This is a genomic window from Bradyrhizobium sp. USDA 4452, assembly GCF_054063575.1.
In genome coordinates this window covers 6951828-6967455 of sequence record NZ_JBSSGK010000001.1, presented here as the reverse complement: position 1 = coordinate 6967455, position 15628 = coordinate 6951828, and the positions used below count along the sequence as shown (strand labels likewise).

General features: G+C 63.9%; 12 protein-coding genes and 1 tRNA gene. 2 read left to right on the top strand and 11 right to left on the bottom strand.

Features of this window, described 5'->3' with window-relative positions:
* Positions 1–327: 327 nt before the first annotated feature.
* The 6 genes from ACVISU_RS32575 to ACVISU_RS32550 all read right to left on the bottom strand — a co-directional run bounded on the left by ACVISU_RS32575 (position 328) and on the right by ACVISU_RS32550 (position 4853).
* A tRNA-Lys gene (locus ACVISU_RS32575) sits at positions 328–403 on the bottom strand.
* Positions 404–568: 165 nt separating this feature from the next.
* Complete coding sequence (locus ACVISU_RS32570) at positions 569–1150, bottom strand: Spy/CpxP family protein refolding chaperone (RefSeq protein ID WP_456709651.1); 582 nt, start codon at positions 1148–1150, stop codon at positions 569–571.
* A gap of 159 nt (positions 1151–1309) precedes the next feature.
* Entirely contained in the window at positions 1310–2593 is a 1284-nt protein-coding gene (locus ACVISU_RS32565; protein ID WP_456709650.1) for a TRAP transporter large permease, read from the bottom strand.
* Positions 2593–3165, bottom strand: a complete 573-nt coding sequence (locus tag ACVISU_RS32560; protein ID WP_050405137.1) for a TRAP transporter small permease — start codon at positions 3163–3165, stop codon at positions 2593–2595. Before ACVISU_RS32560 ends, ACVISU_RS32565 begins: the two co-directional genes overlap by 1 nt.
* Positions 3166–3316: 151 nt before the next feature.
* Positions 3317–4321: a TRAP transporter substrate-binding protein gene (locus ACVISU_RS32555; protein ID WP_050405136.1), complete on the bottom strand. Its 1005-nt coding sequence runs from the start codon at positions 4319–4321 to the stop codon at positions 3317–3319.
* Positions 4322–4379: 58 nt separating this feature from the next.
* The gene (locus tag ACVISU_RS32550; protein WP_456709649.1) at positions 4380–4853 is read right to left on the bottom strand and encodes a hypothetical protein; all 474 of its coding nucleotides are present in this window, start codon (positions 4851–4853) and stop codon (positions 4380–4382) included.
* A gap of 630 nt (positions 4854–5483) precedes the next feature.
* On the opposite strand from ACVISU_RS32550, the gene ACVISU_RS32545 reads away from it, so the two are divergent.
* Positions 5484–6332, top strand: a complete 849-nt coding sequence (locus ACVISU_RS32545) for an SDR family NAD(P)-dependent oxidoreductase (protein ID WP_456709648.1) — start codon at positions 5484–5486, stop codon at positions 6330–6332.
* 895 nt (positions 6333–7227) lie between these two features.
* On the opposite strand, the gene ACVISU_RS32540 is transcribed toward ACVISU_RS32545, so the two are convergent.
* Together ACVISU_RS32540 and ACVISU_RS32535 are read right to left on the bottom strand one after the other, a co-directional pair.
* A complete protein-coding gene (locus tag ACVISU_RS32540) occupies positions 7228–8439 on the bottom strand; it encodes an ABC transporter substrate-binding protein (protein ID WP_456709647.1) in 1212 nt (403 codons plus the stop codon).
* Between the two features lie 78 nt (positions 8440–8517).
* Positions 8518–9105: an exopolysaccharide biosynthesis protein gene (locus tag ACVISU_RS32535; protein ID WP_050405130.1), complete on the bottom strand. Its 588-nt coding sequence runs from the start codon at positions 9103–9105 to the stop codon at positions 8518–8520.
* Positions 9106–9193: 88 nt separating this feature from the next.
* Between ACVISU_RS32535 and ACVISU_RS32530 the strand changes: the two genes are divergently transcribed.
* Positions 9194–9730, top strand: a complete 537-nt coding sequence (locus ACVISU_RS32530; RefSeq protein ID WP_050405129.1) for a hypothetical protein — start codon at positions 9194–9196, stop codon at positions 9728–9730.
* 194 nt (positions 9731–9924) lie between these two features.
* On the opposite strand, the gene ACVISU_RS32525 is transcribed toward ACVISU_RS32530, so the two are convergent.
* From ACVISU_RS32525 to ACVISU_RS32515, 3 genes are all read right to left on the bottom strand, one after another.
* A complete protein-coding gene (locus tag ACVISU_RS32525) occupies positions 9925–10719 on the bottom strand; it encodes a dienelactone hydrolase family protein (RefSeq protein WP_456709646.1) in 795 nt (264 codons plus the stop codon).
* A gap of 53 nt (positions 10720–10772) precedes the next feature.
* Positions 10773–13532, bottom strand: coding sequence for a formate dehydrogenase subunit alpha (fdhF, locus tag ACVISU_RS32520; protein WP_456710951.1), 2760 nt, complete (start codon positions 13530–13532; stop codon positions 10773–10775).
* A gap of 184 nt (positions 13533–13716) precedes the next feature.
* Positions 13717–15429 carry an NADH-ubiquinone oxidoreductase-F iron-sulfur binding region domain-containing protein gene (locus tag ACVISU_RS32515; protein ID WP_456709645.1) on the bottom strand — a complete coding sequence of 571 codons (1713 nt, stop codon included), beginning with the start codon at positions 15427–15429 and terminating at the stop codon, positions 13717–13719.
* Positions 15430–15628 lie beyond the last annotated feature (199 nt).

The following is a 15628-nucleotide window of genomic DNA, read 5'->3' as shown; positions in this document are numbered from 1 at the left end:
AGTCGCCCCTGGACATCCGACGGCTTTCGGACGTCGTGGTCGAAGGCCTGCGACCGGGCCGAGATCGCTGACCTTACCTTCCACGACCTCAGGGGAACCGCGGTGGTCAGGTTGGCCGTCGCCGGCGCGACCGTCCGCAGATCGCGACCTTTACCGGCCACAGCCTGAAGGATGTGGAGGCGATTCTCGACGCACACTACCTCGGCCGCAATATTCAGCTGGTCGAAGCTGCCGTGCTGAAGCTCGAAGCGAGAACAAAACTATAAACGGTAGTGTAAACGGCGAGAGATCGCAAACTGATCAAGACAGCTAAGTCATTGAAAAGCTTGGTGGGCGCACCAGGGCTCGAACCTGGGACCCGCTGATTAAGAGTCAGCTGCTCTACCAACTGAGCTATGCGCCCGGAACTTGTTCCGGAATGACCCTCGCAAGAGAGGCCGTCGTTTAGCAAAGCGATTCCGCGATGTCCAGCAAGCCGGCGCAACTTTTCCCGACTTTCTGACAGCCGAGAGGCCGCCGAATTCCGGCGGCCTTTCATAGGCTTGGCAAGGCTGCCGGAGGCTGGCTCTCAGAGCCGGCCGGAGCGCTCCTGATCCGGACCGTTATCGCGGTCGAAATGATGGTCGCGGCCGTCATGCTCCCAGCGGTCCATGCCGCGCTCGAGACGATGGCGACGCCAGCCCTCGGCACCGAAACCGCGCCCTTCCATGTGGGTGAGCATGGTCAGCCGCCGCTTCTGGTTGTCGTCGAGCGTCTTGTAGAGCGGGTCGGCGGCATCGGCGATCTTCTTCAGCGACGTCGCGGTCGCGGCCATGTTGTCGGCGCGCTCGCGCAGCCGCGCGACCGGATCGTCCGGCTTCTGCGCCTGGTCCGCATCGGGCTTCTCCGCGGCCATCCGCGCATTGGCGCGATCGAGCCGCATCTTGGCGAAGTCGCGCACCGCGGCTTCGACCGGCGGCCACAGCTTCTCTTGATCGGCGGTCAGCTTCAGCCCGGCGTGCACCGCGGCAATGCGCGCGTCGAGGAAGGCGGCCCGATCCTCGGGGCTCATCCGCGTCTGGCCATGGAACCACGGGCGATGCTGGGCATAGACCGCGGTCGAGCCGGCAATCGTGAGCGCTGCGATACCGGCAAGCAGAACTTTCTTCATCCGAACCTCCTTTGAAGGTTGCCTGAGGATGCTGCCGCCGCCCCTCGCCTTCAACTTACGGATTGGACAGAGAAACCTCTCTTACCAAGATGTAATCCGCTTCATTGCCGGTCAGAAACATCCAAAGCGCGGAATCGCGCTTTGGTTTTCCGGTTATCGCTAAATCATTCCCAGCAGCCGCGGCAGCCACAGCGAGATCTCCGGCACGTAGGTGATCAGGCCGAGGAACAGCAGCATCGCGCACAGCCATGGCAGGACCGAAATCGTGATCTCGCTGATGCCCATCTTGGCGATACTGCTCGCGATGTAGAGGTTGAGCCCGACCGGCGGATGGCACAGCCCGACCTCGGTGTTGACGATCATCAGGATGCCGAGATGCACCGGATGCACGCCGAGCTTGGTCGCCAGCGGAAACAGGATCGGCGCCATGATCAGGAGGATCGACGACGGATCCATCACGTTGCCGGCGAGCAGCAGGATGACGTTGACGACCAGCAGGAACATCCAGACCGAGAAGTTCTTGTCGATGATCCAGGCCGCCATCTCCTGCGGGATCTGTTCGTGCGTCATCAGGAACGAGAACAGCACCGCGTTGGTGATGATGTAGAGCAGCATCGAGCTCATGCTCGCCGCCTGCAGCAGCACCTTCGGCACCTCGGAGAGCTTCAGCTCCTTGTAGACGAACACGGTGATGAAGAAGGCGTAGGTCGCCGCGACTGCGGCTGCTTCGGTCGGCGTGAAGATGCCGCCATAGATGCCGCCGAGCACGATCGCGATCAGCAACAGGCCCCAGATGCTTTCGCGGAACGCCTTGAACTGCTGGCCGATGGTCGCCCGCGGCATCTTCGGGTAGCCATTGCGCTGCGCGACGAAGAAGGTCACCGCGGCCAGCATCAGCGCGAGCAGCACGCCCGGCACGATCCCGGCCATGAACAGCGCGCCGATCGAGGTGTTGGTCGAGACGCCGTAGAGCACCAGGATGATCGAGGGCGGCACCAGGATGCCGAGCGCGCCCGAGGTCGAGATCACGCCGACGCCGAACCGCTTCGGATAGCCGTGATCGACCATCGCCGGCATCATGATCGAGCCGATCGCGACCACGGTGGCGACGCTCGAGCCCGAGATCGCCGCGAACATCGCGCAGGCTGCGACGCCGGCCAGCCCAAGGCCGCCGGGCAGATGCCCGACCAGCGAGGTGGTGAACGCGATCATGCGCCGCGCGACGCCGCCGCGGGTCAGGAAGGTACCGGCCAGGATGAAGAACGGGATCGCCATGATGCCGAAATTGTCGAGGCCCGAAAACAGCTTCAAGCCGACGCTCTCGATCGGCACCTTGGTCATGGTGAACAGGAAGGTGAGCACGGTCAGGCCGAGCGAGATCGAGATCGGCATGCCCGTCAGCATCAGGGCAAACAGCAGTCCGAAAATAAGTGCGGCGCTCATCACGCTTCTCCGAGCGCGACGGGCGCGGTCTTGCTGGTCTCGACGCCATCGACATGGGAGGCGTCATGGTGCGGGAGCTCGCCGGTCTTCCAATAGGTCCAGCACACCTGGAGGAAGCGGAAGCACATCAGATAGGAGCCGAGCGGAATGCAGGCGTAGACGATCCAGCTCGGGATCTCCATGTCCGGCGAGACCTGGTCGGTGTGCATCAGCTCGAACACGAACTTGGCGCCCATGGTGCCGACGATCGCGGTGAACAGCGCGCCGCCGAGCAGGCCGAAGGTAATGGTGCGCTTGCGCCAGAAATCATTGAGGCGGTTGATCAGCACGTCGACGCCGACATGGATGCCGGTGCGCACGCCATAGGCGGCGCCGAACTTCGCCATCCAGATGAACATGTAGATGCACAGTTCCTGCGACCATGCGAGGTTGATGCCGAACAGATACGGATAGAGCACCGGCACGTCGACCAGGAAGCGGTGCACCACCGTGATGAAGGTGAGAAGCGTCGCAGCGCCCATCAGGCTCGCGATGATGATTTCCTCGAGCCGGTCCAGAATTTTCAGCAGCATTGATCTCCCCTGTCATGGCCTGATGCGGCAACCGGCCACGGCACCCGGTCCGCGGCCTCATGCGGCCGCAGCATTCGTTGGATTTGCGGTTCAGATCCGCGATTTGTTGGGCATGATCGGCAAGCCGGTGTCCGCCTTTCCGGATCAGGCCTTAGTTCATCGGGCTGCGGCCCGTTTCCTTGAGGAATTCGTCGATCAGCGGCTGGCCGACGCGCGAGGCGACGTCCTTGTAGACCGGCATCATCGCCTTGCGCATCGCCTCGTCCTGCTCCGGCGTCAAGCTGACGATCTCGGTCTTGCCGGCCTTCTTGATCTCGGCGAGCGCGTCCTCGTTCTCCTTGGCCGACTGGTTGTTGCCGAACTCGGTGGCTTCCTTCATCGCCTTGTTGAGCTGGTCGCGGATGTCGGCCGGCAGGCCGTCCCAGAACTTCTTGTTCACGACCACGACGTAGCCGATGTAGCCATGATTGGTGACGGTCGCGTACTTCTGCACCTCATGCATTTTCTGGGTGTAGATGTTCGACCAGGTGTTCTCCTGCCCGTCGACCACGCCGGTCTGCAGCGCCTGGTAGACGTCGGAGAACGCCATCACCTGCGGAATCGCACCGAGCGCGCGGAACTGGGCCTCCAGCACCTTCGACGACTGGATGCGGAATTTCAGTCCCTTGTAGTCGGCGGGCGCGACCAGCTTCTTGTTCGCGCTCATCTGCTTGAAGCCGTTGTCCCAGTAGGCGAGACCGGTCATGCCCTTGGAATCCAGCTTCTTGAGCAGCTGGGCGCCGAGCGGACCGTCGGTGACCTTGCGGAGCGATTTCAGGTCGGGGAGGATGTAGGGCAGATCGAAGACTTCGAATTCCTTGATGCCGATCGGGCCGAACTTCGAGTTCGATGGCGCCAGCATCTGCACCGCGCCGAGCTGCAGCGCTTCGAGCTCTTCCTTATCCTTGTAGAGCGTCGAGTTCGGATAGACCTCGACCTTCACCTTGCCGGAGGTGTACTTCTCGGCGAGTTCCTTGAACTTGTCTGCCGCCTTGCCCTTCGGCGTATCCGAGGCCACCACGTGGCTGAACTTGATGACGATCGGCGACTGCGCCGAGGCCTGCCCGACAAAGGTCAAGGCCGCGATCGACGCCGCGGCCAAAATGAATTTACGCATGTTTCCTCCCGCGTATTGCGGAGCACGAATACCGGCTCCGAGACATCCGGTCGCACCATTACAGACAAGCAACGCCGATTGCCATTGCCCCTTTAGCAGGGGCTAATTGCGCCGTTGCTGCACTGCAAAATTCGATACGGCGGTATCCCCTTCGGCTCTCGCGGCCGTTCAATGACACCGCCCGCACGCTGTGCCCGGCCATGGCGGGCGCGGTCAATGCGAAGTTGGGCAATGGCGAGTTCGCCGGGCACGAAGGCTGGGACCCGACGGGCAGCGTGGCAAGGACGGCAATGACGATCACCGAGCACTCGGTGTCATCGCCCGCGGATGCGGGTGATCCAGCATTCCAGAGACGCCGGTGCTTGAGCAGAGAGGCCGCGGCGTACTGGATCGCCAGGTCGCGCCGGGCAATGAGAGGTGAGGATGAGGATGCAGATTCTCGTTCTCGCGACATGATTTGCCCGAGCTTTGCATTTCGTTTCGCCACTCTGAGCAGAGGGCGCAGGGAAAGCCGGGTGCCGATCGCACCCATGGGCCCCGAGCAAAAGGGTAGAAAGCTCGGGGGGTAGGACCACAGGTGTAACCGGAGACAACCCGGCTTTCCCTGCGCGATGGGTTACGGCTTACTTCGTGCTCTCCCCGGCGAGACTGGGCTTGCTTGTCACCGTCTTCGCAACGCGCGACCTGCGCAATCGGAAAAGACACCTGCCACCAGGGCGTCAGGACCACACGACTTCACCGTCCGCTTCGTGCGCACTCGTCAGTCGCGCAATCCGCGTCCACCGCATCTCGACCCGCGTTCGTGACGACCGCGAAGCGCCCCTCGTGTCGGGCGAGACGGGCGGACCATATACCGTGTCGCGCTTCTGATAAAGCGAAATATTTCTGCGCGTGCCGGTTGACAGGTTTTGCTGAGTTGCCCGTCGTGTCGAACGGGCAACACCGCGATGAACGCGACACTGAACGTTGCGCACGGGCACCGCATCAGGCGGCAGCCGCCGCGTACTCATTGCGTGATGGTCTTCGCAAGTTCTGCCAGCGGCCCCGGGCCCGACCCGGACATCCCGCACGCTTCCCAATCGCCTCCAAGTGCGGTCATATGGCGTTCGGTGACGATTAGCGCTTTGGCGCCAGGGTGTCCGCTTGCACGGGGAGAATGCGCATGAAGGAACTCGCTGGAAAGACCGCATTCGTGACCGGTGCAGCGTCAGGAATTGGATTGGGGATTGCGACCGCGTTCGCCCAGGCGGGGGCGAAAGTCATGCTTTGCGATATTGAGGAAGCGGCTCTGTCCGCGGCGCTTGAGCAACTGAGGCTCACCAATGTCGATGTTGACGGCGTGAAAGCAGACGTCTCACTCAAAGCCGAACTCGTGGCAGCGGCCGAAGCCACGACTGCCCGCTACGGCAAGGTGCATATCCTCGTCAACAACGCCGGCGTCGGCGGCGGTGGGCCCTACGGCACCTGGACCGATGCGTCGTGGAATTGGACCCTGGGCGTCAACCTGATGGCGACCATTTGGGGGATCGAGATTTTCGGGCCGTTGATCGAGCAGCATGGCGAGGGTGGACACATCGTCTCCACGGCCTCGCTCGCCGGGCTTATTTCGGGGGGAAGCACGGCATACAACGTTTCAAAGTATGGCGTTGTCGCGCTGTCCGAGGGACTGCGGCCAGAACTCGCGCCCCGCGGGATTGGCGTATCGGTGCTGTGTCCCGGGTTCATCCGCACGCAAATCATAAACTCAGGCCGCAACCTGCCCAAGCGCTTCGAGGGGGCGGTCCGTGCCATGCCGACGTCGGGCCCGCTTGCCGGGCGGATCAATCTGATCCGGGAACGCGTCGCTCAGGGCATCGATCCCTTCTATGTCGGTGAACTCGTCCGCGAAGGCGTCGAAAACGACTGGCCATATATCTTCACCGATCTCGAATTCGAGCCATTGGTCGACGCGCGCTTTGCCGCAATCAAGCAAGGCTTTGACCACATCCGCGGGCGCAACCCGAAACGTTGAGCACGCGTGCTCCGCACGCTCCCTGGCATCCCTGTCAAGGCGGTCAACGGCAGAAATTCTTTTGACCTTCGGTGGCCGAGTCCTGAAATTTCGGCTAGTTGAATCTGCGTGGCAATGCAATTTGGACGGCATGCCCGTCCTTGGAAGGAGATGGTCATGAGATCGTCGTCAAGGTTTGTCGCGCCTTCTGCCGTCGCTGTCCTGTCAACGCTCCTGCTGAGCGGCCCTGCCGCGTCGCAGACCGCAGCCGGCTCCGCCGCCCCGCTTCCCTCCATCACGGTCGACGCGCCGAAGCACGCGGCGAGGCCGATCAGGCCGAAGGAGGCAGAAGGCGGCAGAGTGGCCGGTCGCCGGACATCGTCGGCCGGTCACACGTCATCCTCGGCCGCGCGAGCGCCGTCGCCTGCGCCAGATTCAGTATTGGGGAGGATCGCCAAGCTGGAGAAGGTCGCCAGCAACTGCAACGGTGGTTGCGAGTCCAGCCTCCCACACGGCAAAGACCCCTGGGTTGGGTGTAGCGAATCGGCAGGCGGACAAACCCACGGACCCTTCTCGTCAACGTGCAGGGACAATCTCACCTACAAGTCCTACGTGGATTGTGTCGAGACCAAATGGTTCCTCGGCGAGTACCGAAATAGAGCCTACTGGCTTTGCAGCAGTCTGCAGGCGGCCGGGAAGTTTCAAGTGGCCGAACTCAAGCGATCAAGACGCCCGCACTAGAACGTTTTCGAGCCAAGCCGCTTAGCGCCGTTCCGATTCAATCGGAACGGAGCTTTAGGGTGTTTTCGAACCGGTGATCGCTTGGGCCAACGGCGAGATTGAAACGCTTCACGTGGACGCAGCACATCTGCTGCGTCCACGGATGCTCGTCAGTGCGGCCGCCGCTCACTCGTCTTCACCGCGACGCGGTGCTGATGTTCTCGCCAAAGAACTTCCAGGTCTTGCCGTCGAACTTCGCGAGCTTGAAGGTGTCGAAGGTGGAGTAGTCCGTCGGCGACACCGAGACGGTGATGCCCGGCAGCAGGAGCGGCAGCGAGACCTTGCTGAGGTTCGCGGCCTGCTTCAGCAGATTCTCGCGCGTCAGCACGTCGCCGCAATTCTTCAGGATGATGGCCGTGAACTGCGCCGACAGATAACCGATCTGGTTGCTGCCATCGATCGGATTGCCCTCCGGATACCACTGCTTCATGAAGGCGAGATAGTCCTGCACGCCCTTGTCGGTGTCCCATGCGGGGTCCCCGACCACCTTGGTCGCCAGCGCCGTCATGAGGCCGGTGGATGCTTCGAGGCCTGCGGGCTCGAGCACACCGCCGATCGAGCTGGCGACGGAGACGATGAAGTGCGTCGGCTTCCAGCCGAGATCGGCAACCTTGCGGATCGCCTGCGCGCCGAACTTCGGCGTCGTGATCGTCATCAGCACATCGGCGCCGCTGGCCTTCAGATTAACGATCTGGGAATCGATCGTCGGATCGGTCACCTCATAGCTGAGCTCCTTGACGATCAGGCCGGCCTTCTCGCCCAGCCCCTCCTTGAAGCCCTTCAGATAGTCCTTGCCGAAGTCGTCGTTCTGGTAGATCACGCCGATCTTCGCGTTGGGCAACTCCTTGGCGATGTACTTGGCGTAGATCTTCGCTTCCTGCGCATAGGGCGGATAGAACGGCGTGGTCCAGGGGAATTCCTTCGGATCGTTCCACTTCGAGGCCCCGGTGGAGATCAAGAGATGCGGGATCTTCTTGCCGTTCAGATATTTTTGGATCGACGAATTGGTCGGCGTGCCCAGTGAACCGATGTCGGCAAGGATCTCATCCTGCTCGACGAGTTTGCGCGTCTGCTCCACCGTCTTCGGCGGGCTATAGCCGTCGTCCATGCTCAGCAGCGTGATCTTGCGGCCGTTGATTCCGCCCTGGCTGTTGATCATCTTCCAGTATGCGGCCTCAGCCCTGCCCTGCGTGCCGTACGCCGAAGCCGGACCGCTGTAGGGCATGGTCTGCCCGATCTTGATTTCGGTATCGCTGGCGCCGGGATCGTATTTCTTGTCGGCAGCAAGAATCGCCGACGTGGAAACAAGGCTGAGCGCGGCGACGGCCGCGAGCGTGATGCAACGCATGTGTTCTCCCCATTCGCGTCGCTGTTTGCCGCGACGTCCGGCGGGATAATGATCATGCCTGCGCGGGATGTCGACCCCTTACAGCCCCATCCAGGCCGTGACGGCGGTGAACGATGCCCAGAGCGTCCATCCGAGCCCGGCCAGAGAAATCAGCGCCGCCGCCATCGCAATCGTCAGCAGCAGGCCGTCCTCCTGCAGGTAGGCGATCGCGATCAGGACGACCACCATTCCCGGAATGACGTTCACCAGTGGCAGCGGCCAGCCCGCCGAGAAGGCCAGCAAAAACACGACCAATCCGACCAGGCGGTCGATCACGTCGCGACGCGCGTCCCAGCGCGGCCGGCTGATGCGCTCGATCGCCTGCAGCATCGGACGGACCAGGACGGTGAACCGCTTGAAGCGCTTGAAGTCGAACTGCCGCTTCGACAGGAAATGCGGAAACGACGGCGCGCTGCGGCCACGCATCATCTCGACCGCCGGAAACAGCAGCGCCAGCGTCGCAACCGTCGCAACGCCGGGAATGATCACCAGCAGCCCCAGAAGCAGCAGGAGCAGGCCGAACGACCGCTTGTCCAGGTTGCTGAGGAGCCATTCGAGATCGACGGGGCCGTCCGGTGCTTGAGCGACGAGTTCCTCAAGAAGTTGGGACGTGTGCGTGGGCGCCAATGGGGCTCCGGACGAGGGGGTCATGCCGCCAAAGTGGCCAGACTCGGCATCGATTGCAACAGCTGCCGAAGCAGACTAGGAAGCATGGGTGACCCACGATTCCGATCAGGCATGGCAGCGCCATGCGCCGTCAAGCCCGATTCCCGCCGCTCGCCGCCGCTGGCCGTGGTTCCTGCTGGTCGTCGTCCTCGCCTGCGTGGGCGCCGGAGGCGTCTACGCCTGGCCCCAGATCGCGCCGCTGGTTCCCTCTCTCGGCAACGCTGCGCCTCGCGACGAAGTGGCAGGAGGCGACAAGGAGGCATTGCCGGATCTCCTCGCGACCCAGCAGAAGCTGCAGGATGATATCGGCGCACTCAGCAAGTCGGTGGCGGACCAGCAAGAGCAGATGAAGACGATCGCCGACCAGCTGGCGGCCCTGGCCTCGAAGGTCGATGCTCTGCAGCGGCCCGCTCCGGCTCCCGTACCACCGCAGGCCACGGCAACGGCCGACCAGCCGCATGCAGCACCGACCGCGCAGGCGGTGCCGAAGCCGAGACGGCCGCCGGTTCGGGCGCCAAAACCGGCGGGTCCGATTTCGACCGGGGGCGCGCCGCTCAACGTGGCACCGGGCGCCGGGGCGCGCTGACTCGGGCCGCCGTCAGCGCAAGTTCAACGCAACAGGTTGGCGACTTATCCGCGCGGCCGCTCCAAGCCCGCCCGCCCGATGGCCGTGCGCAAGATAGCGGTATCCGAGGAAAGAAATCGATCAGGCGCCTGGCTACGTCAGGCGCCCTGGAATCGCTGAGGACCGCAGCAACACCATGTCGGCGGCCCGTCGGCTCATTTCTGAAGGCTTGCGCCAAACAGCTTGGCGGCCTCGGCCTTCGATTCCTGATCGGCCTTGGCGTCGTATCGGAGCGGCAGGTTGAACTTCTTGCCGAGCTCGGTGGCCTCGGGGTTTGTGAACGCGTGCACGGCGCCGGGATACTCGATGATCCGGTAATCGGCCTTTGCTGCGTCAAAATCCTTCTTCAGCGCATCGTACTGCTCGCGCTTCACGAACGGATCGTCGGCGCCGTTCAGGATCAGGATCTTCGGCTTTACGGTGCCCGGCGCCGGTGCGGGCGTGTTGAGACCAAGCGAGGCGTGAAAGCCCGCAACGGCGGCGAGATCGGCGCCGGTGCGCGCCATGTTCAGCACCACCGCGCCGCCGAAGCAGTAGCCGACGGCGCCGATCCGCTGCGGATTGACCGAGGCCTGCTTGGCGAGTTGCTCGCGCGCGGCGTTGAAGCGCTGCTCCATCACCTTCGCATCCTTCATCACCGAACCCGCGAGCGCGCCGGCGTCCTTCGGGTTGTCGGCGGTCTTGGCGTCGCCGTACATGTCCGCAATGAAGGCGACGTAACCCTGCTCCGCGAACTTGCGCGCCTCGCTATGGATGTGCGGGGTGATGCCCCACCATTCGTGTACCATCACGATGCCCGGCCGCTTGGCCTGGCTCGCGTCGTCATACACGACAAAACCCTTCATCGTGGCCTCGCCGTCGGTGTAGGTGACCGGTTCTTCCTTGACCGCGGCTTGTGCGCTCGCGACCATTGCGATGGCGCAAAGTGCTCCGACGATGATGGTTCGCATGCTGATCTCCCTGCGGGCTTGCGTCGCCCTTTGCGTTTGTTTTGGCCGGACGGCTATTCCGCTGCGGTCCGGATATCGATCTTCTCGGCGCGGACCGCGCAGAACTTGAACTCCGGTATCTTACCGAACGGATCGAGCGCCGGGTTGGTCAGCAAGTTCGCCGCCGCCTCCGCGTAGCAGAACGGCATGAAGACCATGTTCTCGGGCACGTCGCGGTCGGCGCGCACCTTGACTTCGACCGCGCCGCGGCGCGTCTCGAGTCGGATGAAGTCACCCGGCGCGAGCCCCTTCTTGCGCATGTCCTTCGGCGTCATGAACGCGACCGCTTCAGGCTCGATCTGGTCGAGCACCTGCGCACGGCGCGTCATCGAGCCGGTGTGCCAGTGTTCGAGCACGCGCCCCGTCGACAGCACCATCGGGTACTCGTCGTCGGGCAGTTCGTCCGGCGGGATCACCTTGGCCGGCACGATCTTGCCGCGGCCGCTCGCGGTCGGGAAACCGGTGGTGAAGATGATCTCGTTGCCCGGCTTGTCCGGATCGTCGACCGGATAGGTCACCGCGCCCTCGCGGAGCAGCCGCTCCCAGGTGATGTTCTTCAGCGACGGCATCAGCTCGGCCATCTCGGTGAAGACCTCGCCCGGCCCCGCATAATTCCACGGCAGTCCCATCCGCTTGGCGATCTCCTGGATGATCCAGAGATCCTGCCGCGCATCGCCCGGCGGCTTGATCACCTCGCGCGCCAATTGCACGCGGCGGTCGGTGTTGGTGAAGGAGCCGGATTTTTCGGCGAACGCCGAGGCCGGCAGGATGACGTCGGCGTGGAACGCGGTCTCGGTGACAAACAGGTCCTGCACCACGAGATGATCGAGCTTGGCCAGCGCCTCGCGCGCGTGCTGCAGATCCGGATCGGACATCGCGGGATTCTCGCCCTCGACATACATGCCGTGGATCTCGCCGGCGTGGATCGCGTTCATGATCTCGACCACGGTCAGCCCGCGCACCGGATCGAGCTCCTGCCCCCACAATTTCTCGAACGCGCCGCGCATGTCGTCGCGGCCGACCGGCTGATAGTCCGGCAGGAACATCGGGATCAGACCGGCGTCGGAGGCGCCCTGCACGTTGTTCTGGCCGCGCAGCGGATGCAGCCCGGTGCCGGGGCGGCCGACCTGGCCGGTGATCAGCGCCAACGCAATCAGGCAGCGCGCATTGTCGGTGCCGTGGACATGCTGGCTGATGCCCATGCCCCAGAAGATGATCGACGATTTGGCGCGGGCATAGGCCCGCGCGACCTCGCGCAGCGTCTCGGCGGGGATGCCGCAGATCGGCGACATCCGCTCCGGCGTGAACTCCTGGATCTTGGTCTTCAGCTCGTCGTAGCCCTCGGTATAGCCGGCGATGTACTGCTCGTCGGTCAGGCCTTCGGTGATGATGGTGTGGATCATCGCGTTCAGCATCGCAACATCGCTGCCCGGCTTGAAGGCGAGATGCTGCGTGGCGTGGCGCGACAGCGTCTGCCGCCGCGGGTCCATCACGTATAGCTTTGCGCCGCGCTTGGCGGCGTTCTTGATGAAGGTCGCGGCGACCGGATGGTTCACGGTCGGGTTGGCGCCGATCACCCAGATCACCTCGGCATCGGCCGCCGCGGCGAACGGCGCCGACACCGCGCCGGAGCTCAGTCCCTCGAACAAGGCGGCCACCGACGAGGCGTGACACAGCCGCGTGCAGTGATCGACATTGTTGGAGCCGAAGCCGGTGCGGACCAGCTTCTGGAACAGATAGGCTTCCTCGTTCGAGCCCTTGGCCGAGCCGAACCCCGCAAGCGCCTTGGCGCCCTTCTCGTCGCGGATTTTTCGGAGGCCCGCCGCGGCAAGATCGAGCGCCTCCTCCCACGATGCCTCGCGGAAATGGGTGTAGGGATTGGCCGGATCGACCTGGTCGTTAGCATCCTTCTTCACGCCCGGCAGCCGCACCAGCGGCTTGGTCAGCCGGTTCGGGTGATGGATGTAGTCGAAGCCGAAGCGGCCCTTGACGCAGAGCCGGTTGTGATTGGCGGGACCATCGCGGCCTTCCGCGTAGATCACCTTCTCATCCTTGACCTCGTAGGTGACCTGGCAGCCGACGCCGCAATATGGGCACAGCGAGTCCACCTTGCGGTCGGGATAGACGACGCGCGTCTGCTTGTCGTCGAGCATGACCGCCGGCATGAGCGCGCCGGTCGGACACGCCTGGACGCATTCTCCGCAGGCGACGCAGGTCGATTCACCCATCGGATCGTCGAAGTCGAAAACGATCTTGGCGTCGTGGTTGCGGTAGGCCATGCCGATCACGTCGTTGACCTGCACCTCGCGGCACGCCCGCACGCACAGGCCGCACTGGATGCAGGCGTCGAGATTGACGCGCATCGCCGGGTGGCTGGTGTCGGCGTGCCATCGCTCGGACGCCGGGAAGCGGCTTTCGGTGACGCCGGTCTTCTCGGCCCAGTGCCAGAATTTGGAGTCCGGATCGTGCGAGGTCTCGCGCGCCGGCTGATCGGCGACGAGCAGCTCCATCACCATCTTCTGCGCCGCGACGGCGCGCTGGCTGGCGGACTTCACCTTCATGCCGACCGAAGGCGTCCGCTTGCAGGACGCCGCCAGCACGCGCTCGCCTTCGATCTCGACCATGCAGGCGCGGCAATTGCCGTCCGGCCGATAGTCCGGCGCGGGCGAATAGCACAGATGCGGGATCTCGGTGCCCTGGCGCTTGGCGACCTGCCAGATCGTCTCGCCGGCCCGCGCCTCGACCTGCTGGCCATCGAGCTCGAACTGGATCATCTGCGGACCGCCGCCGGTGCCGCCGATCTTGCCGATCGGCTCGCTATGCGTGACGGTGACACGGCCATCGGGAGCGTTGCTTCCTCCGGCGGCACCCTTGGCGTCGTGACCGTAACCCTGCGGCGGCGAGTTCTTGTCGTTGCTCATTTAGAATCCTCGTCGAAATTCGCCCTGCCCGGCCCGCTCATTCGGCGGCTTGCTGCGGACGAAACCCGTCCGGAAAATATTTGATCACTGACGTCAGCGGATTGGAGGCCGCCTGGCCGAGCCCGCAGATCGACGCATCGCGCATCGCCTGGCTCAATTGGTCGAGCAGTTCCTTGTCCCAGACCGGCTGCTGCATCAACAGCGCCGCCTTCTCGGTTCCGGCACGGCAGGGCGTGCATTGCCCGCAGCTCTCGTCCTCGAAGAACTTCATTAGGTTCAGCGCGGCATCCCTGACGTCATCGGCCTGCGAGAGCACGACGATGGCGGCCGAGCCGATGAAGCAGCCGTATTTTTCCAGCGTGCCGAAATCGAGCGGGATGTCGTCCATCGATGCCGGCAGGATGCCGCCGGACGCGCCGCCCGGCAGATAGGCCTGCAGGGTGTGGCCGTCGGCCATGCCGCCGCAGAACTCGTCGATCAATTCGCGCAACGTGATGCCGGCCGGCGCGAGCTTGACGCCGGGATCCTTGACGCGTCCCGACACCGAGAAGCTGCGCAGGCCGTGGCGCGCGTTGCGGCCGTGGCTCTTCCACCAGTCGGCGCCCTTCTCGACGATGTCGCGCACCCACCACAACGTCTCGATGTTGTTGATCAGCGTCGGCAGCCCGAACAGCCCGACCTGGAACGGATAAGGCGGCTTGTGGCGTGGCAGGCCGCGCTTGCCCTCGATCGATTCCAGCAGCGAGGATTCCTCGCCGCAGATATAGGCGCCGGCGCCGCGCCGCAGATGCAGCACAGGTCCGCCGGGCGGAAGCTTTGCGATCTCGCGCGCGAGGATCTCGCGGCAGGCCGGATACTCGTCCCGGATGTAGATGTAGACCTCGGGCGCCTCGACCACGTGCGCGCCGATCAGCATGCCCTCGAGGAAGCGATGCGGATCGGTCTCGAGATAGTAGCGATCCTTGAATGTGCCGGGCTCGCCTTCGTCGCCGTTGACAGCCATTAGCCGCGGACCGGGTTCGCCGAGCACGGCGCGCCACTTGCGCCCTGTCGGGAAACCGGCCCCACCGAGACCGCGCAGCGAGGCATCGTCGAGCGCCTTCAGCAGGTCCTCGCGCGGCAGCTCGCCCGAGCGCAGGCGCGTCAGCAGCTTATATCCGCCGTCGGCGACGTAGGCGTCGTAATCGACGTAAGGCGGCAGATGCACATGGGTGTCGCCGTTCTTCGCCGCAGCGAGCACGTTGCTGACGGTCGCATGATCGATCAAGTTGTGGCCGACCTCCGCCGCAGGTGCAGTGTCGCAGCGGCCGACGCATGGCGCCCGCACCACGCGGATGCCGGGCCCGGCGCGGCTCTGAAGATCCTTCAAGAGCTGCTCGCCGCCGAGCATCGCGCAAGTCAGCGAATCGCAGACCCGCACGGTGAGCGGCGCGATGCCGGGCTCGCCTTCCTTCACGATGTCGAAATGCGCATAGAAGGTCGCGGTCTCGAACACTTCGGCGAACGACAGCCGCATCTCATCGGCGAGCGCGGCAAGATGCGCGGCCGAAATCTGATGGTATTTGTCCTGGATCAGATGCAGGTACTCGATCAAGAGGTCGCGACGCCTCGGCCGGTCGGCGAGCAGCGCCTCGATCTCATGAGCGGCCGCAGGATCGACCTGGCGTCCCTTGGGCGTGGCTTTCGCCCGCTTCCTGCCGGCTCCGGGATGCTCGAACGCGCGGACCTTGTGAACGTCGTCTCCGCTCATGAAACCTCGCCTTGGAACCCGGCTTCGTGCAAATTGCGCCGGTTCAACTAACTCTATTCTCTGGCATGCCACAGGCAAGCAGATTTAGAACGCCTCTAGCAACGTCGGGTTGCCGCGCAGGTCGTTGTTAATGTTTGCCTATCGAGCGATTTGGATTCCAAATCACGCGAGCGTCCGGCAGAGGCGATCTCGACCGCAT